At 60.4% G+C, this 24511-nt stretch carries 21 protein-coding genes; 10 read left to right on the top strand and 11 right to left on the bottom strand.

Annotated features, from left to right (window positions below):
- Window positions 1–118: 118 nt before the first annotated feature.
- Both V3W27_RS26615 and V3W27_RS26620 read left to right on the top strand, forming a co-directional pair.
- Window positions 119–1411, top strand: a complete 1293-nt coding sequence (locus V3W27_RS26615) for an MFS transporter (RefSeq protein ID WP_330207943.1) — start codon at window positions 119–121, stop codon at window positions 1409–1411.
- A 12-nt stretch (window positions 1412–1423) separates the two neighbouring features.
- The gene (locus V3W27_RS26620) at window positions 1424–2191 is read left to right on the top strand and encodes a substrate-binding domain-containing protein (RefSeq protein WP_330207944.1); all 768 of its coding nucleotides are present in this window, start codon (window positions 1424–1426) and stop codon (window positions 2189–2191) included.
- On the opposite strand, the gene V3W27_RS26625 is transcribed toward V3W27_RS26620, so the two are convergent.
- A complete protein-coding gene (locus V3W27_RS26625; protein ID WP_097088034.1) occupies window positions 2181–3095 on the bottom strand; it encodes a LysR family transcriptional regulator in 915 nt (304 codons plus the stop codon). The genes V3W27_RS26620 and V3W27_RS26625 overlap by 11 nt on opposite strands.
- A gap of 251 nt (window positions 3096–3346) precedes the next feature.
- Here V3W27_RS26625 and V3W27_RS26630 point away from each other — a divergent pair, with 251 nt between their 5' ends.
- The gene (locus V3W27_RS26630) at window positions 3347–5155 is read left to right on the top strand and encodes a monovalent cation:proton antiporter-2 (CPA2) family protein (protein ID WP_096795893.1); all 1809 of its coding nucleotides are present in this window, start codon (window positions 3347–3349) and stop codon (window positions 5153–5155) included.
- A 209-nt stretch (window positions 5156–5364) separates the two neighbouring features.
- Here the strand turns inward: V3W27_RS26630 and hcnC are convergent, their stop codons facing one another.
- The 4 genes from hcnC to V3W27_RS26650 form a co-directional block, all read right to left on the bottom strand.
- Window positions 5365–6624, bottom strand: coding sequence for a cyanide-forming glycine dehydrogenase subunit HcnC (hcnC, locus tag V3W27_RS26635; protein WP_330207945.1), 1260 nt, complete (start codon window positions 6622–6624; stop codon window positions 5365–5367).
- Window positions 6617–8026: a cyanide-forming glycine dehydrogenase subunit HcnB gene (gene hcnB, locus V3W27_RS26640; RefSeq protein WP_330207946.1), complete on the bottom strand. Its 1410-nt coding sequence runs from the start codon at window positions 8024–8026 to the stop codon at window positions 6617–6619. Before hcnB ends, hcnC begins: the two co-directional genes overlap by 8 nt.
- The gene (gene hcnA, locus V3W27_RS26645; RefSeq protein WP_027613237.1) at window positions 8023–8337 is read right to left on the bottom strand and encodes a cyanide-forming glycine dehydrogenase subunit HcnA; all 315 of its coding nucleotides are present in this window, start codon (window positions 8335–8337) and stop codon (window positions 8023–8025) included. The genes hcnB and hcnA overlap by 4 nt, the downstream gene beginning before the upstream one ends.
- A 434-nt stretch (window positions 8338–8771) precedes the next feature.
- Entirely contained in the window at window positions 8772–9713 is a 942-nt protein-coding gene (locus tag V3W27_RS26650; protein ID WP_027613238.1) for a hypothetical protein, read from the bottom strand.
- A gap of 307 nt (window positions 9714–10020) precedes the next feature.
- Between V3W27_RS26650 and V3W27_RS26655 the strand changes: the two genes are divergently transcribed.
- Both V3W27_RS26655 and V3W27_RS26660 read left to right on the top strand, forming a co-directional pair.
- Window positions 10021–10704: a response regulator transcription factor gene (locus V3W27_RS26655; RefSeq protein WP_330207947.1), complete on the top strand. Its 684-nt coding sequence runs from the start codon at window positions 10021–10023 to the stop codon at window positions 10702–10704.
- Entirely contained in the window at window positions 10682–12076 is a 1395-nt protein-coding gene (locus V3W27_RS26660) for a sensor histidine kinase (protein ID WP_330207948.1), read from the top strand. Before V3W27_RS26655 ends, V3W27_RS26660 begins: the two co-directional genes overlap by 23 nt.
- A gap of 244 nt (window positions 12077–12320) precedes the next feature.
- On the opposite strand, the gene V3W27_RS26670 is transcribed toward V3W27_RS26660, so the two are convergent.
- Together V3W27_RS26670 and V3W27_RS26675 are read right to left on the bottom strand one after the other, a co-directional pair.
- Window positions 12321–12731, bottom strand: a complete 411-nt coding sequence (locus V3W27_RS26670) for an SRPBCC family protein (RefSeq protein WP_330207949.1) — start codon at window positions 12729–12731, stop codon at window positions 12321–12323.
- A 30-nt stretch (window positions 12732–12761) separates the two neighbouring features.
- Entirely contained in the window at window positions 12762–13559 is a 798-nt protein-coding gene (locus V3W27_RS26675; RefSeq protein WP_330207950.1) for an SDR family NAD(P)-dependent oxidoreductase, read from the bottom strand.
- 308 nt (window positions 13560–13867) lie between these two features.
- Here V3W27_RS26675 and V3W27_RS26680 point away from each other — a divergent pair, with 308 nt between their 5' ends.
- The gene (locus tag V3W27_RS26680) at window positions 13868–14527 is read left to right on the top strand and encodes a methyltransferase family protein (protein WP_330207951.1); all 660 of its coding nucleotides are present in this window, start codon (window positions 13868–13870) and stop codon (window positions 14525–14527) included.
- A gap of 181 nt (window positions 14528–14708) precedes the next feature.
- Here the strand turns inward: V3W27_RS26680 and V3W27_RS26685 are convergent, their stop codons facing one another.
- Both V3W27_RS26685 and V3W27_RS26690 read right to left on the bottom strand, forming a co-directional pair.
- Window positions 14709–15377 (bottom strand): HAD-IA family hydrolase, encoded by a 669-nt coding sequence (locus V3W27_RS26685; RefSeq protein ID WP_330207952.1) that lies wholly within the window; start codon window positions 15375–15377, stop codon window positions 14709–14711.
- 78 nt (window positions 15378–15455) lie between these two features.
- Window positions 15456–15869: a response regulator gene (locus tag V3W27_RS26690; protein WP_027613245.1), complete on the bottom strand. Its 414-nt coding sequence runs from the start codon at window positions 15867–15869 to the stop codon at window positions 15456–15458.
- Between the two features lie 199 nt (window positions 15870–16068).
- Here V3W27_RS26690 and V3W27_RS26695 point away from each other — a divergent pair, with 199 nt between their 5' ends.
- Both V3W27_RS26695 and V3W27_RS26700 read left to right on the top strand, forming a co-directional pair.
- Window positions 16069–17010, top strand: a complete 942-nt coding sequence (locus V3W27_RS26695) for a class I SAM-dependent methyltransferase (protein WP_330207953.1) — start codon at window positions 16069–16071, stop codon at window positions 17008–17010.
- 356 nt (window positions 17011–17366) lie between these two features.
- On the top strand, window positions 17367–20615 hold the full coding sequence (locus tag V3W27_RS26700; RefSeq protein ID WP_330207954.1) for a hypothetical protein: 3249 nt from the start codon (window positions 17367–17369) through the stop codon (window positions 20613–20615).
- A 182-nt stretch (window positions 20616–20797) separates the two neighbouring features.
- On the opposite strand, the gene V3W27_RS26705 is transcribed toward V3W27_RS26700, so the two are convergent.
- Together V3W27_RS26705 and V3W27_RS26710 are read right to left on the bottom strand one after the other, a co-directional pair.
- Window positions 20798–21157, bottom strand: coding sequence for a DUF6124 family protein (locus tag V3W27_RS26705; protein WP_330207955.1), 360 nt, complete (start codon window positions 21155–21157; stop codon window positions 20798–20800).
- Between the two features lie 140 nt (window positions 21158–21297).
- Window positions 21298–21672, bottom strand: a complete 375-nt coding sequence (locus tag V3W27_RS26710) for a DUF6124 family protein (RefSeq protein WP_330207956.1) — start codon at window positions 21670–21672, stop codon at window positions 21298–21300.
- 704 nt (window positions 21673–22376) lie between these two features.
- Between V3W27_RS26710 and V3W27_RS26715 the strand changes: the two genes are divergently transcribed.
- Together V3W27_RS26715 and V3W27_RS26720 are read left to right on the top strand one after the other, a co-directional pair.
- Window positions 22377–23159 carry an endonuclease/exonuclease/phosphatase family protein gene (locus tag V3W27_RS26715; protein WP_027613718.1) on the top strand — a complete coding sequence of 261 codons (783 nt, stop codon included), beginning with the start codon at window positions 22377–22379 and terminating at the stop codon, window positions 23157–23159.
- A gap of 267 nt (window positions 23160–23426) precedes the next feature.
- Complete coding sequence (locus V3W27_RS26720; protein ID WP_330207957.1) at window positions 23427–24497, top strand: autotransporter outer membrane beta-barrel domain-containing protein; 1071 nt, start codon at window positions 23427–23429, stop codon at window positions 24495–24497.
- The last annotated feature ends 14 nt before the right edge of the window (window positions 24498–24511 follow it).

Below are 24511 nucleotides of genomic sequence, written 5' to 3' on the forward strand. Positions count from 1 at the left end.
TCAATCCATGCCAACAATGCAATTAACATCCTGTTACAGCTGCGCGACCATCCGCCGCAATAACAACCGTGCGCCGCTTCCACGTCGCGCACGTCATAAAAGCGGTGGAGATTTTTCTATGACAGCCTCAATCCCACACGGCGGCTCGCGGGCCGGCGCCATTTTCCGAGTCACCTCGGGCAACTTCCTCGAACAGTTCGACTTCTTTCTGTTCGGCTTCTATGCCACGCAGATCGCGGCGGTGTTCTTCCCGGCGAGCAGTGAGTTCGCTTCCCTGATGATGACCTTTGCCGTATTCGGCGCAGGCTTTCTGATGCGTCCACTGGGTGCCATCGTGCTGGGTGCGTACATCGATGACGTCGGTCGACGCAAAGGGTTGATCGTCACCCTGTCGATCATGGCCAGCGGCACGATCCTGATTGTGCTGGTGCCCGGATACGAGACCATCGGTCTGTTTGCGCCAGCGCTGGTGCTGGTCGGACGGCTATTGCAAGGCTTCTCCGCCGGTGCGGAACTTGGCGGTGTTTCGGTGTACTTGTCGGAAATCGCCACCCCTGGCCGCAAGGGCTTTTTCACTGCCTGGCAGTCGGCCAGTCAGCAAGTGGCGATCATCGTCGCGGCAGCCTTGGGCTATGCGCTGAACGCATGGATGGCGCCAGACGTGGTTGCCGATTGGGGCTGGCGCATTCCGTTTTTCGTCGGTTGCATGATCGTGCCCTTCATCTTTTTCCTGCGGCGTAACCTGGCGGAAACTGAAGAGTTCGCCGCACGCAAACACCGCCCGAGCATGAAAGAAGTGTTCCGCACGCTTGGCCAGAACTGGGGCGTGGTGCTCGGCGGCATGCTGATGGTCGCGCTGACCACCACCGCGTTCTACCTGATCACCGTGTACGCGCCGACCTTCGGCAAGACCGTGCTGCACCTGAGCACTTCCGATGCGTTGCTGGTGACCTTGCTGGTCGGCGTGTCGAACTTCTTCTGGCTGCCGATTGGCGGCATGTTGTCCGACCGTATCGGCCGGCGCCCGGTGCTGATCGCCATGGCGCTGCTGGCACTGGCCACCACCTATCCGGCGCTGTCGTACCTGGTGCAGGCGCCGAGCTTCAGCCATATGTTGCTGTCGCTGCTGTGGCTGTCGTTCATCTACGGCATGTACAACGGCGCGATGATTCCGGCGCTGACCGAGATCATGCCGGTGGAAGTGCGAGTAGCCGGTTTCTCCCTCGCCTACAGCCTGGCGACCGCGATTTTCGGCGGTTTCACCCCGGCGATGTCGACCTTCCTGATCCAGTACACCGGCGACAAAGCGGCGCCGGGTTATTGGATGAGCGTCGGCGCACTGTGTGCGTTGTGCGCCACGTTGTACCTCTATCGCCGCGCAGGCGGCCGTTTGCAACCGGTTGCCGCATAAGGAGCAATCACCTTGAAAAAACTGATCAATCTCAGCGCCATCGCCCTCTTCGCTTTCAGCGCCCTGGCCCATGCTGAACAGCTGAATGTGATGACGTCGGGCGGCTTCACCGCCGCGTACAAAATCCTCGGCCCGAAATTCGCGGCCGCCACCGGCAACACCCTCGACACCCAGCTCGGTCCGTCGATGGGCAAGGCGCCGGAAGCGATCCCCAACCGCCTCGCTCGCGGTGAGCACGCCGACGTGGTGATCATGGTCGGCTACGCCCTCGATGACCTGATCAAACAGGGCAAAGTCGACCCGGCCTCGCGGGTCGAACTGGCGGATTCACGGATCGGTCTGGTGGTGCGTGAAGGCGCGCCGAAGCCGGACATCAGCAGCGTCGAACGCCTGAAGAAAACCCTGCTCGACGCAAAATCGGTGGCCTACTCCGACAGCGCCAGCGGCGTGTACATCGAGAAGGAGTTGTTCAACAAACTCGGTGTCGAGGATCAACTGAAACCGAAAGCGAAGATGATCCCGAAAGTCCCGGTCGGCTCGGTGGTCGCCACCGGCGATTATCAACTGGGCTTCCAGCAAGTCAGCGAATTGCTGCCGGTGCCGGGGGTGAGTTTTGTCGGCAAGATTCCGGAGTCGGTGCAGTCGGTGACGCGCTTCGCCGCCGGCATCCCGGTCGGCGCGCAGCATCCAAAAGAGGCCAAAGCCCTGCTCGACTACCTCGCCGCGCCTGCCGCCCAGGCTGACGTGCAAGCCACCGGGCTGGATTCGGTCAAGCGCTAAGCGTTGGCGGCTGGACTTTCATTTCCACCACCAGCCGCTCCAGTTCCAATGCCGCCGGGGTCAACGTGCGACCCCGGCGCTTGAGGATGCCGACACTGCGCATCACTTGCGGATCGGTCAACGGCACCCGCGTCAGGATCGGATGATCCGGCCCGGGCATCGCCATCAACGGCACCGCAGCCACGCCAAGCCCCGCCTCCACCAGACCAATCATGGTCGTCACATGCCGCGTCTCGCAGATGCTCGGGCGCTGCGGCACCACGCTGCTCAAGGCCTGATCGAGCAGAAAACGGTTGCCGGACGTCTTGTCCAGCGAGATGTAATCCTGCTGATAGAACTCGTCCCAGGTCACGCTGCTGCGTCCGGCCAAAGGGTGATCGCGCCGGCAAGCGACGACATAGCACTCCTGCACAAGCGGTTCGAAATCGACTTTGGCATCCTGCGTGCCCAGAAAACTCAAACCGAAATCCGCCTCGCCGTTGACCACTGCGCTGAGCACATCGTGGGCGCTGGAGTCGAGGACTTTGACCTTGATTCGCGGAAACTGCTGGTGATAGCGAGCGACCACCCGCGGCATGAAGTAGTACGCCGCCGAGGGTACGCAAGCCACGGTGACATGACCGAGTCGGGTCGATGCGACTTCACTGATGCCCAGCAGCGCCACGTCCAGATCATCCAGCAAACGCTCGACGCTGGGCATGAAGCCACGCCCGGCCTGGGTCAGACTGACTTTGCGCGTGGTGCGCTCGAACAGCTTTACGCCGAGGGCGTCTTCAAGCTTCTCGATGCGTCGGCTCAGAGCCGGTTGCGACAGGCGCACGGTGTCGGCAGCCTTGCGGAAACTGCCCTGTTCGACCACGGCGCGAAAGGCTTGCAGGTCGTTGAGGTCGAAGTTGATGGCCATGGCGGACTCGAAAAGATTGATTCGCGAAGGCTATCAATGTAACCAAATGATGCAATTTATTACAGAGTTGATGATATTGCCCTTGTGGGAGCGGGCTTGCTCGCGAATGCGGTGTCACAGTCGCCATCAACATCGACTGAACCAGCGCTTTCGCGAGCAAGCCCGCTCCCACAGGGTTTTGTGGTGGATTGACGAGCGGCGCAGCCCTTATCCTTGTCACCCCCCGCCGTACCGCTGTCAGGAGTCAACCCATGCCCCATGAAGGCAACCTGTTACAAGCCGCTGTCGTGTTTCTCTTCGCAGCCGTGCTCACCGTGCCCTTGGCCAAACGTCTGCAACTGGGCGCGGTGCTCGGTTATCTGTTGGCGGGGGTGATCATCGGCCCGTCGGTGCTCGGTCTGATCGGCAATCCGCAGAGCGTTGCGCATATTTCCGAACTGGGCGTGGTGTTGCTGTTGTTCATCATCGGCCTTGAGCTGTCACCCCGTCGCTTGTGGGTGATGCGCAAGTCGGTGTTCGGCGTAGGTCTGGCGCAGGTGCTGCTGACGGCGGCAGTGATCGGCGTGCTGGCGTTGTACGTGTTCGGTCAGCCGCTGAACAGTGCGATCGTGCTCGGTCTTGGCCTGGCGCTGTCGTCCACCGCATTCGGCCTGCAAAGCCTGGCCGAGCGCAAGGAACTGACCAGCCCGCATGGGCGGCTGGCGTTTGCGATTCTGCTGTTTCAGGACATCGCCGCGATCCCGTTGATCGCGCTGGTGCCGATGCTCGCCGGCAGCGCCCACGCCAGCAGCAACGCGGAAAGCCTGAACCACGGTTTGCAAGTGCTCGGCGGGATCGCCGTGGTGGTAGTCGGTGGACGTTATCTGCTACGCCCGGTATTTCGCGTAGTGGCGAAAACCGGTCTGCCGGAGGTCTCCACCGCCACCGCATTGCTGGTGGTGATCGGTACGGCGTGGCTGATGGATCTGGTCGGCGTGTCGATGGCCCTCGGGGCTTTTCTCGCTGGCCTGCTGCTGGCGGATTCGGAATATCGCCATGAACTGGAAGCGCAGATCGAGCCGTTCAAAGGCCTGCTGCTCGGGCTGTTTTTCATCAGCGTCGGCATGGGCGCCAACCTGAGTCTGCTGCTGAGTGCGCCGATCACTGTGCTGGGCCTGACGCTGCTGCTGATCGGCTTGAAGTTGCCGCTGCTGTTTGTGGTCGGGCGCCTGGCCGGTGGGCTGACCAAAGTCAGTGCGATTCGCTTGGGTATCGTGCTCGCCGCCGGCGGTGAATTTGCCTTTGTGGTGTTCAAGATCGGGCGCGATCAGGGCCTGTTCGAACCGCGCCTGTATGACTTGCTGGTGCTGACCATCACCTTGTCGATGGCGTTAACGCCGTTGCTGCTGTTGATCTGTGCACGTTTGGTCAGCCCGAAAGTGCAGCCGGTGGAGGTGCCGGAGAAATTCCGCGAAATCGACACCGAGGCACCGCGCGTGGTGATTGCCGGCATGGGCCGGATGGGCCAGATCGTGGCGCGGATTCTGCGGGCGCAGAACATCAAGTTCGTGGCGCTGGACACCTCGGTGGAAACCATCGAACTGTCGCGCAGTTTTGGCGGCGTGCCGGTGTTCTACGGCGACCCGATGCGCCCGGAAATCCTCAATGCGGCGAAGGTTGGCGAGGCGGAGTATTTCGTGATTGCCACGGATGATCCGGAGACCAACATCAAGACCGCCGAGATCGTGCGCAAGCTCTATCCGCACATGAAGATCATCGCCCGCGCGCGTAACCGTCAGCACGTGCACCGCCTGGTGGATGTCGGTGCCGAAGCGATTCGCGAGACCTATTACTCCAGCCTGGAAATGAGCCGCCGCACCCTGGTCGGCCTCGGTCTGACCCAGGCCCAGGCCGATGCGCGGATCAAGCGTTTCAAACACCATGACGAACAGGTGCTGGAAGCCCAGCACGCGGTCTACGACGACGCGGCCAAAGTCCTGCAAACCGCCCAGGAAGCCCGAGCGGAACTGGCGCGGTTGTTCGAGTCTGATCAACTGGAAGAGGAAGCGCGCAAGGTCTGAATTCAGCGCAATTCCAATTGTAGGAGTGAGCCTGCTCGCGATTGCAATCTATCAGTCACACCGCCATCGCGAGCAGGCTCACTCCTACACAATTGATCGGCAAACTCGACCTCTGTAGGAGCTGCCGCAGGCTGCGATCTTTTGACCTTGATCTTAAAAAAACAAAATCAAAAGATCGCAGCCTGCGGCAGCTCCTACAGGGGATTGGATCAGGCCAGCTCTAATTCACGTTCTTGCTTGACCGGCGGCGCCTCAAACCGATCCGCGAGGAACGGTGTGATATCCAGCGGCAGCGCTTCCTGGTTGACCAGTTTGTCCAGCAGCACCCCGGTGATCGCCGAGGTCAGGATACCGGTGCGGAAGTGTCCGCAGGCATTCAGGTAACCCTCCACCCCACGCATCGGCCCGAGGATCGGCAGCTCATCCGGCGAGCCCGGACGCAATCCGGCCCAGGTGCGCTTGAGGTTGACGTCCTTGAGTTCCGGCAGGCAGCGCACCGCGCCCTGCACCAGTCCGGCGATTTCCGGGTAGGTGGTGGTGACGTCGAAGCCTTTGTCTTCGGTGGTGCTGCCGATCAGGATTTCGCCGTTGTCCTTCTGTGCCACATAGCAGTCGCTGGTGGTCAGGCAGCCGTTGAGGATCTTCGGCATGCGTTCGGTCAGCAGAATCTGGCCCTTGACCGGTTTCACCGGGATACGAATCCCCGTCGCCCACTCACTCAAGTCCGCCGCCCAGGCACCAGCGGCGTTGATCAGGGTCTTGCAGTGGAACACGCCCTCCTCGGCCGTCTGCACGCCAGTCACGCGGCTGCCGTGGTGCAACACACCGGTGACGTTGGTGTTGACGAAGATGTCGACGCCATTCTGCCGCGCGCCTTCCATGTAGGCGTCGGCGAGACGGAACGGGCTGACCTGGTGATCGCAAAGAAACTCCAGCGCGCCACGGGCCTCATGGCTGACGCTCGGTTCCGCTTCACGCAGCGCCGCCTGATCGAGCCAGCGTACCTGATCGGCCAGATGCGGAATGCAACTGACGATGTGCTCGGCGTAGAGGCGGTCTTCGTCGTCATAGATGACGAACTTCAGCCCGGTCTTTTCGAACTTGAAATCCATCCCGTGCCTGTCCTTCAGCTCGCGGTGCAGCGCCGGGTACAGCGCATTGGACTGCAAGGCGAAATCGAAGAAGGACTCCGGCAGGATGTGCGGCGTGCTGGCGTCCACCGCGACCGCCGCGCCCTGGGTTTCGCGCTTGCGGTTGGCCGACATCATGCGGAAGAAAATCACCCCGCAGCCCAGCCCCACCGACTCGCCGATGGCCCACAAGCCTCCGGCCGAAGCGCGGGTCGCGTTGCCCGGGCGCTTGGCGTCGATCACCGCCACCTTGAGGCCCTGGCGCTTGGACAATTGATAGGCGCAGGACGCCCCGATCACGCCGCCGCCGGCGATGATCACGTCATAGAACTTACTCATGGGATGCGGCCTCCGTGCCGACGGACTGGAACGCGGAAAAAGGGATCGGATCAATCGGGAAACGCGGACGCAGCCAGCCGACGTCCTTGCGCCCGGTGGCCTGACGCAGACGGTCGCTGCAGTAGCCGACACACATCCGCCCCTGACAATCGCCCATGCTGATGCGGGTGCGCATCTTCAGGCTGGCGATGTCTTGCACGCCCTGCTCCAGCGCCAGATCGATGTCCGCGCGGGTGGCGTGTTCGCAGCGGCAGATCACGGTGTCGGCGGCCGGCAAAGCGGTCTGGCCGACACCGCGTTCGGTGTAACGGTCGACGGCCGCACGGAAGCGCACGATGGATTTGAGTTTGCCCAGATAACGATCGCGGCGAACCCGCGCCAGCTCTTCTTCGATCACCCCGCGTTGCAGCAGGATCGAGGTCGCGGCGATCTTGCCGGCGAGCATCGCCGCTTCACCACCGCGAATCCCGCCCATGTCACCGGCCAGATGCACGTGCGGCTCGTTGCTTTGCTGCCAGTTGTTCGAATTGGCGCGCAGGTAACCGTCGTCGCTGAAACAGTGATCGAGGCCCATCTGCTGACTGAGCTGGGTGCGCGGAATGAAGCCGTAACCGACCGCCAGGGTCTGCGCTTCAAAGCGCTCGATGCGCGTCAGGTCCGGCTCCCAGCTGGCCGAGTAAGGTGCCACGGTGACGCTTTTCAGCTCGCCGTCGCCGTGGGCTTCGACCACGCCCCAGCCGTAGTTCATCGGGATGCCGTGCAGTTTAAGGTAAGCAAGCATGCTCAAACCGTCGAGGAACAGCTGCGGCTTGTTCAGCAACGCCAGGCTTTCGCGGGCGATCTTGCCGAAGGCGCAGGCTTCGTACACGCCCGCGACCTTGACGCCGGACGCGTGCAGCTGCGTTGCAACCAGTGGCAGCAACGGCCCGGTACCGGCGATGACCACCGGCCCCTGCGGCTTGACCACACCACTTTTGATTTGCAGTTGCAGACCGCCGAGCATGATCACCCCCGGCAGTGTCCAGCCGGGGAACGGCACGCTGCGTTCGTGGCAGCCGGCGGCCAGCAGCAATTGCGGATATTCGATCTCGTGCAGCTGCTCGTCGCCGTCGAGCACCACCAGCGCGCGGGTGCCTTCGGCGCCGACCACACGATGATTGAGGCGCACGTCGATCAACCCGGACTGTTCCTGGAAATCACCGTGCAGTTTGCTCAGGGCTTCGGAATAGCGCGGCCCCAGATAATCCAGTTGCACGCCGTCGCGCAGTGGCCCGCGATAGACCACGCCACCAAGACGCGAGGCCTCTTCGAGCAAGGTGCAGCGCACCCCATGACGCGCAAGTTCGATGGCCGCCGCCATCCCCGCCGGACCACCGCCGACGATTACCGGTTGCAGGCTCATACGACCTCCTGCTCGTTGATGCGGTTGACCTGGGTTTCGATCTGCATGCCGTCGCGCACCACGGTCTGACAGGCACGGCGCTTGTGGCGGCCGTTGATCTTCACCAGGCAGCACTGGCACACACCCATGCCGCAGTAGGCGCCGCTGATCTGGCCATGGTCGTTGCGTGCGACCTGGCGCACGCCAAGGGACTGGATAACGCTCAGGACGGTTTCGCCAATGGCCGCCGTCACCGGTTGACCATTGATGTGGACGGTCATATCCGCCTGGGTCAGGGGCTGGATATCGAAAGTGCGTTCTAGGCAGTGCATTACGAAGTTCATCCGTGAAAAGGTTCAGGGGGAAGGTATTGCGTCAGCTCCTTGCTGCTCTACACCGTGCGGCCCGTTTAATTGTTCGATTACAGGCGGGCTCGCGGGTACTTCGTCAGCGCAGCAAAGTGCGCGTGAAGCACTGTAGTTCAAACCTCAGCGAAGGCCTGGAACATTTACGTTAGGGGAAGTTACAAACGCGAATATTGATCCAGGCCAGTGAAAGCGGTCGGATTGTTCAACGATTCGGTTGAAGAAGACGAATGGTGCACGCCAGAAAGCAAAAAGCCGCTTTCACCGTGAAGTGAAAGCGGCCGAGGCATGGGCCTCAATGGAGCATTGGAATCAGTGTACGAACAGGGCGATCAGGATGATGATCGGGATTGGCACACCGAGGAAAAACAGTAATAGAGAGCGCATGGTGATTCTCCTTGTTAACGGACTGGAGGCAGAGTGGTCGTGGTGGCGTAGGTCTCGACTTCAACGTACTCGACCGCATCCCGGCGACGACCGCCGAAGGTGGCTGCGAGACTGGCGAAGAACGCACCGGCCAGCAACGCGATGAACATCCACAGCGAGGTCCAGGCAGCAACTTTCGCAGCGGTGTCGGCAGCCTGTTGGGCTTTGACTTTGGCGTCGGCGATGGCCTTCTGAGTGCGGGCATACACTTCATCGACACGCTTCTCGGCGTCGGCCTGACTCAGATTGGTTCGTTGTGCGACCAGTTGCGCGAGGTAGGTACGGTCTTCCGGGCTGAGTTGGCCGTTGGCCAGGCTCTGGGCGAAGATCCGCGCTACGGCGCCATGGGCGGCATCATCACTGACCGATGCTGGACGGTCATCGCGGAACAGATTGTCGATGTAGTAACCGTACTGATTGCTGTCGGTGTTGGCCGCTGCGCTACCGGCAGCCTGAGTCGCGGCAGCCGCTGCGCCACCGGCGACACTGGCACCGGCCTGCACACCGCCACTGATCACACTGCTGACCGAGCCGACTACCAATACTGCGGTGACCAGCGTGGCCACACACCAGGCGAGGAAGCCATGGGCAGTATCACGAAAATACACTTCATCCCCGTGCATGTTGGCCCACTTCACCCGCAGCCGACCGGCGATGTAGCCACCCAGACCGGAGGCGATGATTTGCGTCGCCGCCAGCCAGACAATCGTCGAAATCCCCAGACCCTTGGCGCTGATGCCCTCCCCGGCCCAAGGTGAAACGGCAGAGAATCCCAAACCGAAGCCAAGCAGCACTAAAATCATCGACAGTGCTGCGGCCGCCGCTGCGCCCGCGAAAATCGCGCCCCAGGACACGCCTGACACGTTGCTCGACTCTCCTTCGAAGGCAGGATAAAACCCATCAGAGGATCTATTCATTGTTGTAGTGCTCCAGGCATGAAAAATGGTGTTACAACTCGTCACGAGATGAATTGCAGCGACCGTGCCAGTCGAGGGCACGAAATAAATCTTTCAATTTCAACGATTTAAAAAGACTGAACTTCTACATTCATTGCAATTTGCAACAATGGACGGAAAGCAGCGGGTTTTATGCATTGACGCCAACGCCGCGAAGCGCCCCGAATTGACGTTTGTGACAGGCTATACATGAAAGTTAATTTAAAGCGCGACGCAAAATACTTGGCAAAATGCAGCCATTCCGTTTGAACCGATCAAGGCCTGCCCTATGACGCGTATTTTGACCATCGAAGACGACGCCGTGACTGCCCGTGAAATCGTCGCCGAACTCAGCAGCCACGGCCTGCAAGTGGATTGGGTCGACAATGGCCGCGAAGGCCTCGACCGCGCCGTCAGCGGCAACTACGACCTGATCACCCTCGACCGCATGCTGCCGGAACTCGATGGCCTGGCGATCGTCACCACTCTGCGCACCATGGGCGTGGCCACGCCGATTCTGATGATCAGCGCCCTCTCCGATGTCGATGAGCGCGTGCGCGGCTTGCGCGCCGGCGGCGATGATTACCTGACCAAACCGTTCGCCACCGACGAGATGGCCGCACGCGTGGAAGTGCTGCTGCGCCGCCAGAACAGCGTTGCCACCCAGGCCACCACGTTGCAGGTCTCCGACCTCGAACTGGATTTGATCAGCCACGAAGCACGCCGCGCCGGGCAGGTCCTGACGCTGCTGCCCACCGAATACAAGCTGCTGGAATTTCTCATGCGCAACAGCGGGCAGATCCTGTCGCGGATGATGATTTTCGAAGAAGTCTGGGGCTATCACTTCGACCCGGGCACCAACTTGATCGACGTACACATCGGTCGTCTGCGCAAGAAGATCGACGCGACGGGCAATGTTCCGCTGATTCGCACGGTACGGGGCTCGGGTTATGTCATTGCCGAACCCGTCTGACGGCTGGCGCTCCTCCAGCAGCCGCTTGCTGGCGCTGTACAGTTCACTGTTCGTGGCCTGGAGCGCGATCCTCATGGGGGTCATGTATTTCGAGGTCTCCAGCTACCTCGATAACCTTGCCAAGCATTCGCTGATGCAACGTCAGCATCTGTTTTCGCACTTTCGCGGTGAACAACTGGAAGAAGCGCTCGCCGCCAGCATGACCTTTGACATCCGCGGCATCGACGCCTATGGCCTGTTCGACGCCCAGGGCGTTTACCTCGGCGGTGCCTTGCAGCAATTGCCCGAAGGCCTGCCGCTGGATGGCAAGATCCACACCCTGGATGACTGCGCCGATTCCGATGACCCGACCCTGCCCGCCGACAGCTGCGACGCGGTGGCAACCCAGACCCGCGACGGTCGCTGGCTGGTGTTGTTGCGCGATAACGGTTCGTTGTTCGCCGTGACGCGGATCATTCTGCACGCGTTGTTCTGGGGGGTATCACTGACGATTCTGCCGGGGATTGCCGGTTGGCATCTGCTGCGCCGCCGACCAATGCGCCGCATCCGCGCGATTCAGGACAGCGCCCAGGCGATTGTCGCTGGCGACCTGACCCACCGTTTGCCGCTGTCCAACCGCCGCGACGAACTGGACATGCTCGCCGCCATCGTCAACGCCATGCTCGATCGCATCGAACGGCTGATGCATGAAGTCAAAGGCGTGTGCGACAACATCGCCCACGATTTGCGCACGCCGCTGACGCGTTTGCGCGCGCAGTTGTATCGCATGCAACAGCAGGCCGGTGAGGGTTCGCAGGAAGCGGCGCAACTGGATCTGGTGCTGGCCGAGGCCGATACGCTGATGGCGCGGTTCCGTGGGTTGCTGCGGATTTCCGAGCTGGAAGACCGTCAGCGGCGCTCAGGTTTTGTCGAGCTCGATCCGGTGCAATTGCTCGAAGAACTGCATGAGTTTTACCTGCCGCTGGCCGAGGAAGGCGAGCTGCTGTTCGTGCTGAACATGCCGGAAACCCTGCCACCGCTCAATGGCGACCGGGCGTTGTTGTTCGAGGCGCTGGCCAATCTGTTGAGCAACTCGATCAAGTTCACTCCGGCAGGCGGCACGGTGATTTTGCGTGGTGTGAATGACGGTGGGCATACGCGGATTGAAGTCCACGACTCCGGACCGGGGATTCCCGAAGCCGAGCGTGAGGCGGTGTTTCAGCGTTTCTATCGGGCCGAGGGCGGGCAACCGCAGAGTGGCTTTGGCCTGGGTCTATCGATTGTCGCGGCGATTGTCAGCCTGCATGGCTTCAATCTTGAGGTGGGCAGCAGTGAGCTGGGCGGTGCAAAACTGGTGCTGGATTGTCGGCAGAGTTTGATCTCGCCGTCCTGAGAATCACCGCGATGCATCGTAGGAGTGAGCCTGCTCGCGATATCGGTGGGTCAGCCAACATAATTGTTGAATGATCGACCGCTATCGCGAGCAGGCTCACTCCTACAATCCGCGATCCTGAAAACAATGTGACCCTCTGTGGGAGCGGGCTTGCTCGCGAAGGCGTCGGGTCAGTCGACATCGTTATTGGATGACCCTCCGCATTCGCGAGCAAGCCCGCTCCCACATTCAGATCTTTGTCAGATCAGGCTGGGTAATTGGCCCGCAGCGCTTGAAGGCCACCCTGATAGATGCCGGTGAACAGCGCCACCACTTCCTCTTCGCTCACGCCTTTGGCATTGAAGCGTCCCGACCACGTCACTCGAGCGCCCTGCCCTTGAGCTTCAACCTTGATCGTCGCCAGATAGTCAGTCGCCGGGAACGGTGCCTGTTCGATCGAGTAGCTGTAGGTCCTGGCAGCGTTGTCGAACGCTTGCTGACGCTCGATCACCACCGCGCCATCGGCGGTTTGCAGGGTGCGCACGCGTCCGCCATCGCTCAGCTCACTCTTGGGAATCAACGGCAGCCAGTCCGGCAGCGTGTTGAAGCCGCCGATCAATTGCCAGACCTGATCGGCCGAAGCCGGGATGTCGATCGTTGCTGATGCAGTTGCCATAAATAAACGCTTCTCCAGAGTCTTCGCGGTTCAGATCGCCATACTGTCGACTACACCGCCATCGACGCGCAAGGCCGCGCCAGTGGTGGCGGAGGAAAACGGCGAAGCGATGTACGTGACCAGATGCGCCACCTCCGCAACGTCGGCCACCCGCTGGATGATCGACGTCGGCCGCGCTCGGCGCACAAACGCATCAGCCTCTTCACGCAGATTACGGCCGGACTCGGCCGCAGCCTCCTTGAGCATGTGTTCCACGCCACCGGTAAAGGTCGGCCCCGGCAGGATCGCATTGACCGTCACACCGGTGCCCGCCAGACGCTTGGCCAGGCCATGGGACACCGCAAGGTTGGCGCTTTTGGTCACGCCGTAATTAAGCATGTCGGCCGGGGTCGCCACACCGGATTCCGAGGACAGGAAAATCACCCGTCCCCAGCCCTGCTCGACCATCGCCGGCACGTAATGCCGCGACAGGCGCACGCCGGAAATCACGTTGACCTCGTAGAAACGCGTCCACTCGCTGTCCGGGGTGTCAAAGAAATCCACGGCGTCGAAGATGCCGAGGTTGTTCACCAGAATGTCTGCGCGCGGTTCAGCGGCGAACAGTTTTTCCGCACCTTCGGCAGTGCCCAGGTCGGCCGTCAGACCGCGCAATTGCGCACCCGGCACCTGCTGGCGAATGCTCGCCAGCGCTTGCTCGACCTTGGCCGTATCACGCCCGATCACCACAACCGTGGCTCCGGCCTCGGCCAGTGACTGACTGATGCCCAGACCAATGCCACCCGTGCTGCCGCTGACGATGGCCAGTTTTCCACTCAAGTCGATTTTCATGGGTTCACCTCTTCGATGGGCAATACACGGACAAATAGAAGGAATGGATCAGCGTAGACGCGATGTTGGCCGGATGAAGGCATTGCCGACCAAAGACCGGTCACGACCGATCCGACGCCTTCGCGAGCAAGCCCGCTCCCACTAGGGATTGTCGGTGGATGGAGGCTCTCGGGCCCGGATCAAGGGTGGGAGTGGGCTTGCTCACGAAGGGGTCGGGGCATCCGGCTTCAATGCTGACTGACCCGCGACCTACGCGGGTTCAGCGGCGTCCTACACTGAAAGGATCAGCCGCTTTTCAAGAGATGACCATGAAAATGTCTGCGCAAATGACCGTGGTTGCGGTGCTCGCCACCCTCGCCTACCTGGGCCTGGCGGTATGGGGCATTGGCGGGCCGGCGGTGTTCTTTTCGCATGGGGCGCTGGTGCTGGTGGCGCTGGCCACGGTGCTGATGGTGGTGGCGTCGCTGTTCACCGACGTGAACATGAGTTCGGGCGAGCGCGAGGACCGCGCCAATCGCTGGGTGATTCCGGCGTTCGGCGTGATCGGTCTGGTCAGCGGTTTTCTCCCGGCATACTGCGACCGCATCGACTTCTGGACCTTCGGCGCTGAAGGCGTGCGCTGGCTCGGCGCGCTGTTGTTTATCGTCGGTGGCGCGCTGCGGCTGTGGCCGGTGTTTGTGCTGGGCCGTCGGTTCAGCGGTCTGGTGGCGATTCAGCCGGGGCATCGGCTAGTCACCGACGGCATTTACACACGCCTGCGCAATCCGAGCTATCTGGGGTTGGTGGTCAACGCCGTGGGCTGGGCACTGGCGTTTCGCTCCAGTGTCGGGTTGATTCTGGCGGCGCTGACGCTGATTCCACTGATCGCACGTATTCACTCGGAAGAGGCGCTGCTGCGCGGGCAGTTTGGTGCGGAGTACGAGGCTTATTGCGCGCGCAGCTGGCGATTGTTGCCGGGAGTTTACTGACGCCATCGCCAGCAGACTGAACTGGCTCCTGCAGTGTTGGATAGCGGGCAACATTTACGGCCCGACATTGATCGAATGTGGGAGCGGGCTTGCTCGCGAATGCGCTGAATCAGTCGACATCGCATGCAACTGAAAGACCGCATTCGCGAGCAAGCCCGCTCCCACAGGTGACTGTGTAGTGTCAGGTTTTTCGCAGGTGCAGTTGACCTTGGCTGTCGACAACGACGCTCAGCGGCTCATAACTGTCGATAGTCGCGTGGCGGGTTTCGATGGGATGCTGGTGCGTCGTGGTGATGATCATCAGCGCTGCACCTGCCGCTTCAGCAGCCTGGATGCCGACGGTGGCATCTTCGAAAATCAGGCAGTCGCCAACCTCAAGCCCTAGGCGCTTTGCCGCCAGACGATAACCCGCCGGATCAGGCTTGCCAGCGCTTACATCCTCCGCCGTAATCATCACCGCAGGTTCGCAAATCCCCGCCGCCGCCATCCGCCGCAACGCCAGATCCCGTGGCGCCGACGTCACCATCGCCCAGCGCTCACTCGGCAAGGCTTCGAGAAACGCTGCGGCCCCGGGAATCTGCACAATCCCTTCGACATCATCGATTTCCGCCTGCGCGATAAACGCCGCTTGCGCCTCGGCGTCCACTCCCGGCAGGTTCAGCCGGCGGATGGTGTCGATGGCGCGAGCACCGTGAATGGTCGGCAGGAAACTCTCGACATCAACCCCGTGGCGCTCAGCCCACGCCGCCCAGACGCGCTCGGCAGCGGCGATGGAATTGAGGACGGTGCCGTCCATGTCGAACAGGAACGCGCCGAACGCGCGGTCGAAGACGTTATCGTGAGCAGACAAAAGGTCGCATCCTTTGACAGAACTGGGCGGATTGGCCGGGCAATGTAGCATTTTTACCCGGCAGTTCGACCCGCCACCTCAGTGCAGACGTGGCGCCTTGGACTTGAAAGCGCTGTCGACACAGTCAAGCAACTGGCCGATCGCCCAAGGCTTTTTGATGAACGCCACCGGATGCTTGACCCCGGAAGTTTCCGGGGTTTCATAACCGGACATGACCATCACCGGCTTTTCCGGCCAGCGGTCGCCAACCAGATTGGCCAGCCCGGCGCCGTTGATTTCACCGGGCATGGTGATGTCGGTCAGCAGCAACGCGACATCCGACGCGTGCTTTTCCAGATACAGCTTGGCGGCATCCGCGCTGGTTTGCGGCTCGACCTTGAAACCTTCCTCCTGAAGAATTTCGCAGAGAAACTCCAGAATCAACGGGTCGTCCTCAACCACCAGAATCAACCCGCCAGGAAGGAGCGCGCTCGGTGTCGGTGTTGGACTCATGAACTGGCACTCCCTGAATTGCATTAACGACTTAGCGGCTCGAATCCGCTGCTTATCTGGTATGAGCAGCGCGCCCTGCATAAATTCATTTTTGATACAGGTCTTTTCTTAACAGTGGTCAATCGCCTTGGCTGACCGGCGTTCGCCAAGCGGTTTTTGTGGTTAAAATGCCGGCCCTTTTGCTTGCCGACCGTGACTGATGAACCCTGAAGCCCTCGCCACCCTCCGCGCCCATCTGCTGCCTGCACTGGCGGCCGCACCGAGCGAAACCCGTCGCCTGTTCCATGGGCGCGGGCGTTGCTGGCCGGGGCTGGAGCAAGTGACGGTGGACTGGCTGCAAGGCGTGGTGCTGGTCTCGCTGTTCAAGGAGCCGCTGCCGGAGCGACTCGAAGCGCTCAAGCAAATGCTGCTCGACATCAGCACCTCGGCGGAATGGCAAGAGTCCGGTGCCCACACCTTGTTGGTACAACATCGTTACCTGCCGCAGAGCACCGCCGAATGGTTGCTGGGGGATGAAATCGACGAGATGAGTATCGTCGAGGGCGGCTTGCACTATCGCGTCGATCTCGGTCGCAAGCAGAACGCCGGGCTGTTTCTCGACATGCGCTATGGGCGCAACTGGGTGCGTGAGCAGGCTGCGGGCAAACGCGTACTGAACCTGTTCGCCTACACCTGTGGGTTTTCCGTGGCGGCCATCGAAGGCGGCGCCAGCCATGTGGTCAACCTCGACATGTCCCGCGCCGCACTGAGCCGCGGTCGTGACAATCACCGGCTGAACAGGCATGACCTGAGCAAGGTGAGTTTCCTCGGCCACGACCTGTTCAAGTCGTGGGGCAAGGTGATCAACAGCGGCCCGTACGACCTGGTGATCATCGACCCGCCATCGTTCCAGAAAGGCAGTTTTCTGCTGACCAAGGATTACCAGCGCGTATTGCGTCGTTTACCGGAATTGCTCACGGCAGACGGCACGGTGCTGGCGTGCATGAATGATCCGTCGTTTGGTTCGGACTTTCTGATCGATGGCGTGACGCAAGAGGCGCCGAGTCTGCGCTTCGAGCAGCGGCTGGAGAATCCGCCGGAGTTTCCGGATATTGATCCTGAGAGCGGTCTGAAGGCGCTCGTCTTCAAACGCCTCGACTGACCCGACATCCCGCGAACCCCGCTCATCCCTGTAGAAGTGAGCCTGCTCGCGAAGACTGACTCACCGGCAACCCATTTCTTCAGAAGGACAAAACCCGCCGCCCCGATCAACCGGGGCGGCGGGTTTTGTCCTTCAGGCCTCGATCAAACCGTCCCCACCTACAATGCGTGCTCACTGAGCATGCCGCTGACGACTTTCGCCCTGTCCTGCCCGCGAGCAATCACCCCAGCGCCTCACGACCGTTCATCGCAAATACCTCCTCACCTGTAATTTCTGACAGTAGCCAGAGCCGTCATCTTCAGCGCTGAATAACTCCACGCCCTTTGTCTCCCGACAGTTCGCACGGAGTTCCGACCATGCTCGTTCAACCCAAGAAGAAAATCTCAGCCCCCCATTCATTGCTGGACCCGCTAGTCCCCGGGCGCCTTCTGCCTTCCGGTCAGTGGGGGATCAACCGGGCGGCGGTGTTCACTTTTCCCGACCTCGGCCTGCTTGTCGTCATCCCCGTCTGGGCCAACAAGGCTATCGGCGACACCGTCAAGCTGCTGCTCAATGGCCGTGAGGTCGACGGGCGCCCCATCATTGACGCGGCCGAGCTCAAGCAACCGACCCTCTTGTGGGTGGCTCCCCGTCATCTGCAGACCGGTTCTTACGAACTCACCTACGAAATCAAACAGCCCAATCAAAAAGAAGAGCGTCCGGACAAGCCCCTCAACCTCTTCGTCAAACTGGAACTCCCCGCTGGCCAGGACATCGACCCGGGCCCTGGTCACTCCAACCTGTACATGTACATTCCCCCGGAAATCGTCAACGGCGGTGTGGACAAAGACGTTGCCGAAGCGGGAGTGCCGATTGTCATCAGGTCCGCGTCCGGCAGCAGCTCGCCTTACCCGGACATCGCGGTGGGCGACGTTATTCATCTCAGTTGGGGTGGCTTTTTCGAGTATTCCACACCGGTGACCCAGGCGCAGATCAACGATCCAGCGGCAAACCCGATATTGATCACGGTCTCCAAAGCCACCATTGAACGAGCTGGTGACACCGACCTCTTCGGTCTGGCGGTCACCTTCAAAGTGCGCGACATCGTCGGCAATGAATCGGAAGACTGGTGCAAGGCAACCCGCATCGTCGTCACCACCGGCATCGACCTGCTGGCCGCACCGATTGTTCAGGAGGCTGTCAATAATGAACTCGACGCCGATAAACAGGGCGATAACGACATCACGGTGCATGTCACGGCCACACGGCCAGACTTCGAGATGGATGACATCATCCACTTGACCATGCTCGGCACCACCCTGGAGGGCGAAAAAGTCGAAGTCACCGCCCTGCCCCAGACCGTCGACAACATCCCGCATAACTACGAGTTCAAGCTGCCCATTGCCGACGTGCGCAAACTGGTCAATACCCAGGTCAGTTTCTTCTATCGGCTGGAACGCAGCGGCAGCAGTGACCCGTTACGCTCAAAAAGGCAGTTTGTACAAGTCACCGGCGCAGCCCACCGCCTGGCCGCACCGATCATCGAAGAAGCCGAGGGTGACTTCATCGATCCCACGAAGACACCCATCAACGTCCGCATTCCGTTCGATCCGGTCATCGAGTACGGCATGGGCATCGAGCTGTTCCTGTTGGGTAAACGTCCGGACGGCAGCACCTTCCTGCCTGAGTTGGAGTGGCACATTCCGGAGGAGGATGAAGTCGAGAATCCCGAAGGTTTTGTCATCACCGTCGATGACTACAACCTCAAGCTCCTTGACGGCGGAACCCTGGAGGGTTGGTACGACCTGCTGATAGCCGAGGGCGACGAGATCCTCAGACGGGAATCGCTGCACACGAAATTGCTCAATGTGGGTGAACCGAAATTCGAGCTGGACGCCCCCATTGTCCTCGGGGTGGCGAACGGCTTCCTCGACCCGGCCACACTGCCCGGCGGTACCAGTAAACTGACCATCCCCAGGCCTGTGGTGAAGCCATGGGTAGCCAACGACGAGGCCTCCTGGAAGTGGGTGGGCGACATCTCCGGCGAGGAACCCGGGTCCCGCACATTCAATGCCGTCACCGCCCAGCAAGACTGGGTCATCAACCTGGACGCCGCCTTCGTCGCCCAACACATCGAACCGAACCGCGGCAGCAAGATCACCGTCCGCTACCAGCTCTGGCGGTATGCCACCGATGAGACCAGCCTTTCGAATCCGTTGGTGTTCACCGTGGGCGTCGCGCTGGAACTGCTCGCCCCCTGGATCAAGGAGAACAACGGCGATAGCGCACTCAACCCGCTGCTGGTCAGGGACACCTTGACCATCGTGGTGCCGGCCAACAGCGAGTTGCTGCCAACTGATGAAATCATCGTCACCTGGACTGGCGCACAGGGTACGCCCGCAGGCGGTTCACACACCTCTGTTCCTCGGCCACTGGGCAGCAACCGGGAGTTTGTGATTCCGAATAGTGTGGTCGCGTTCAACCTGAACAAAGATGTGAAGGTGTCCTACGTCGTCATCCGCGACGGCAAGCCGCTGCCGTCCCTCGTCTTTGATTTGACTGTGTTGAGCATGCCGCAGAATGAACTGCTCAAACCGATCATCAAGGACGCGGACAACAACGGCGAAGGCCCGGAGTTCAACGTAGGGAATCTGACCAGCAATGCCACCTATCGCATGGGCGTCTGGCCGTTGATTGCCACAGGCCAATATGTCTGGCTGCGTCTGAAAGGGACGAACGCGGATGGCAGCGACTACAACCTGCAGATTCATACGGCACCAGGCTCACAGGTCAATGATACGTGGATCAATCAAGGTTATTACGAGCGGAGCATCGCCCTTGAAGGCTTGAGAAACCTCAAGGATGGCAGCCCGCTGACCATGGAGTTCAAAGCCGCGTTTGGCAAGAGCACGGATGAGAGCGAGGCGGTGGTCTTCCCTGTGCGCACTTACACGATCAAAGCGGTTGAGGATGTGCGGCCAGAAATTACCCGTGTAGAAGACTCAAAAGGGAATGAGATTCTCCCAGACGGCACGACTGGCGACACCACGATCAAACTTGAAGGGAAAGGGGCTAAAGGTCAGCAAGTCAAGATCAAGGATGGCGCCATCGAGATAGGCATTGCCGACATCGATCCACAGAATGGTGACTGGGAGTTGACGGTGACGGACTTGAGCGTGGGTGACCACCGTTTTATCGCCATCGCTCTGTATGGCAGTGAGCAGGAGTCGGATCCGCGAACCTTGACCGTGATCGCATCCACGACGGTCCGATTCTGCGTCACAACCACCCCGCAGTATCCTGGTAGTTTTGAAACAATACCAAACGGAAGCACGCTAAATATCGCATCTTTTAGAAATCACTATTTGAGTTGCGAATTCTACGCAGTTAGCCCCAGGGAACACCACGTTCTCATAATCGAGCGCAACAACATCGAGTGGTTCTCTTTATATAGCGGCACTAGATTAAATAAATGGTACCGACTGCATAAGGATTTTTATTCCGCATCCATCCCCCCTCGACTCTTAGAACCCGGCCGTTACACGATGTACATATATGCAACCGACTTACCATCCTCAAACCCGCGACAAGAGTTCCTAGGGGAACAGACCGTCACATTCATTTGATACGAACAACGTGAACCCATCTCATCCGCCTTCCCGTCAGGCGTAGCGGATGAAAAACGATTTTTACGTCACCTACTTTTTCGCCTTAAGGGCGGGGGCGGATCAAATGATCCGCCCCCGTTGTATTTCCGCATTATCCGCCGTGTTCAAAGCCTGCTCGCAATGAGGCCATCAATGCTGGCCTAATCCTTGGGCACCACATTATCCAGCGCCTGATTCACCGCCAACTCGCCCAGCATCACCACTTGGGCAATGCCCAGCGCCGTATTGCGACTCGGCCCTTCCAGCGTCCCGGCGAAATCGCCGAGCATGACCGTGGCTGAGGCCAGGGATTCGCAGGCGTTGGCCAGCAGGGATTCGGTGTCGGTTTGTGGATTGACCAGGAACATGCTGCTGGGGGTGTATGGCGTTGCCATGATTTGCGCGGGTGCGAGGTAATGGTCGAGGGCGCGTTCGGCGGCTTTGTGGAGTTTTCTGGAGTTGAGGGATTCGTAGGGTGATACCGAGTCTGTGGCCGGCGGATTGGGTGGGGTTTCGGACATCAGCTGGAACTCCGATCAAGGTACTTTGGAAGAATGACTCCCTGTAGGAGCTGCCGCAGGCTGCGATCTTTTGATCTTGATCCTGAAAAACAAAATCAAAAGATCGCAGCCTGCGGCAGCTCCTACAGGGGACCGGGCTACTAGTTCGGCACGCGGCGGCCGTCCAGTACCCGGTTGACCATCAGTTCACTGAGCATGATCACCTGATGCAGCATCAGCATCGCCCGGCGCTGTGGGTTGTCGATGGTGTCGCCGATATCGCGGGCCATGTCACTGGCTGATGCTAACGACTCGCAGGCTTCGACGAGCAAGGTTTCTTCGTCCACGGTGGGGTCGATGAGGAAGATTCTGTTCGCCTTGCATGACGAGGTTGAAGGAATCGAGATCTTCAGTGCGCCGGGGTTGAGGTAGAAGTTGATGGCACGGTCGGTCGCGGCCTTTATCTTCTGCGGGTCGAGGGCCGGGTCGTACGGGATCCGGTCGACGTCTGGGGGGTTGGGTGTGGCTTTGAACATAAATATCTAATTCCTGATTGAGGGCCGCGACCGTTCTCTACTAAAAGAAGGGTGGCGGCTGTGCACAGGTTAGTAGACCGGAGGAATTAGCAAGACCGGCGCGCTCGAGAGCGCCCTGCGCACAACCACCATCGAAGTGCAGGCAATAGATACGCCTGGCTCAATGGGACTCATGCACTTACTAAAACCATACGGGCTACTAAACCCGACCACCGATGGGCAGTGGCAGGGAAACGATATAGCGCAGGGTATGGTCGTGTAAGCCGGCGGATTCTGGCGTACGCGTAGGTAACGGCGCAAGACGTTGTAGCCGTTATGGCGTAACGGTTCGTGTACTTTAAACGTGGTTGCGGGGTTATGTTTATTTGCGGGGTTTGCTCTGTTGTTTTGTTTTTGTCTGATAGGCCGCTTTCGCGAGCAAGTCGAATCGTCGCACCGCCGCTCCCACAGTTGGAATGCTTGCATTCAGTGGGAGGTTGGTCGGCTTGTGAGCCGTCATCGCTGGCAAGCCAGCTCCCACCATTTGACCGAGTGCATTCAGTCGGAGATTGGTCGATCGGGAGGCCGCTTTCGCGAGCAGGCTCGCTCCCACAGGTTTCGTGGTGGCTCTGGTGATTTGTATTACGGCCTGAGGCATCTGGAAGGAACTGCCCGCTCACAGACCAGTCGCATGAACAGGAAGCCGTTTTTTCAGAGGAGTGAACGTGTCCAGCGATCCCAAGCGTCACGCCGTCGACGCACCCGTCATCCATCGCCTGCGCGTGTTGACGGTCAACACTCACAAGGGTTTTACCGCCCTCAATCGGCGCTTCATCCTGCCGGAACTGCGCGAAGCGGTACGCAGCACCTCGGCTGATCTGGTGTTTCTGCAGGAGGTGGTGGGCGAACACGAGCGACATTCCAATCGCTACCAGGAATGGCCGCAAACCTCGCAATACGAATTTCTTGCCGACAGCATGTGGAGCGACTTTGCCTACGGGCGCAACGCGGTGTACCCCGATGGCCACCACGGCAATGCATTGCTGTCGAAATACCCGATCCGCGAATACCGCAACCTCGACGTGTCGATCACCGGCCCCGAGCGCAGAGGCCTGCTGCACTGCGTGCTGGACGTGCCGGGCCACGCCGAAGTCCACGCGATCTGCGTGCACCTGAGTCTGCTGGAAAGCCACCGCCAATTGCAGTTGCAGCTGCTTTGCCAGTTGCTCGAATCATTGCCCGACGATGCGCCGGTCATCATTGCCGGCGACTTCAATGACTGGCAGCTGCAGGGCAATGCCGCCCTCGCCCGCCGCGATTACCTGCACGAAGCCTTCGAACGCCACCACGGCCGCCCGGCCAAGACCTACCCTGCGCGTTTTCCACTGCTGCGCCTGGACCGCATCTACCTGCGCAATGCCAGCAGCCACGACCCGCAGATCCTCGGCAACAAGCCGTGGACGCACTTGTCGGACCACTTGCCGCTGGCGGTGGAAGTGCATTTGTAAGCACAGACAATGACTTGGATATGTGCAGAAAAACAAACGCTTGCAGCGCCTGATTTAGCTATACCGCTCATCGTGCAGTTTCTTGACGCATGGGCATCACTCTTCTTATCTCTACCTTACTACCCCCGGAATCACTCACCGGGACGAACCTTACGGCACTCGCGAAATCGAGCGCCGCGGTTCGCCCCGCTCCATTCGGTCGCCCCTCGTTCGGGGTAGGAGAGACGCCAGAAAGAGATCCCGCATGCGCTTGCAAGGTAGACCTCCATGAAAAGCTCATTCACCCCACAAGAGATCAAAGTGACGTTTTGCACAGTGTCGAGTTCGATTCTGCTGTGCTCATCCATGGAGGCGCAGGCCGGACCTGCGGCGGATGAAACCACTCCCTGGTATCGCCAGGACACGCCCGTTCTGACCCTGCCGGCGACCGTTGTCACCCCCGAGCCACAACGCCTGAGTCCACGTCCCGATTTGCGCGGCGCCGACCTGATCACCGAAGATCTGGCGCCAGCAGCCTGGGACCGGTTGTACGGACAAAGCGCCCGGCAAGCGCAAACCGACGTGCTTTCGCCAGGTTTTGCCACGCCCGGCAACGGCGACTTCAAAGGCCCGCCCGTGCTCACCGTGCAAAGCGCCGGCGGCCACACCCAGACGCTCGGCCTGATTGGCGGATACAACCAGATCCAGGCCAACAGCGGCGGCCTGATCAGCAGCCGCGCCCTCGCCGATCCGACCACCGACACCCTGAACCTGCAAGGCCAGAGCCTCGGCGCTTATTACCGCCTGACTGGCGCGCAGGGCTGGCATGTCGACCTGTCGGCCAGCGGTGGCCGGGTCAGCGGTTTCAGTCGTAACGAACAAGGCGCGCGCCAGGCCACCGAAGGCAGTGCGATGACCTTCTCGGTCGAAGGTGGGTATCCGATCGGCCTGGGCGGGAACTGGGTGGTTGAACCCCAGGCGCAATTGATCAATCAGCGCATCACCCTCGACACGCCGTACGCGGGTTCCGGCAATGCGTCGTCATCGGATCTGTCGGCGTGGAGCGGCCGCGTCGGCGCCCGCCTCAAAGGCAGTTACGATGTGAACGGCCTGCCAGTGGAACCCTATGTGCGTACCAACCTCTGGCATACGGTGTATACCGGCAACACGGTGACTCTCGATCAGGTCGACAAGATCAGCAGCAGCCGCAAGTCATCAACGGTCGAGTTAGGGCTGGGATTGGTGGCGCGGGTGACGCCGGCGGTCAGTCTGTATGTCAGCGCCGATTACAGCAGTGATGTGGATGACAATGATCTGAACGGGTTGATTGGCAGTCTGGGAGTGCGGATGCGTTGGTGATTTCGGCTTGAGGG

The organism is Pseudomonas sp. AM14(2022) (genome assembly GCF_036346455.1).
GTDB lineage: Bacteria > Pseudomonadota > Gammaproteobacteria > Pseudomonadales > Pseudomonadaceae > Aquipseudomonas > Aquipseudomonas putida_A.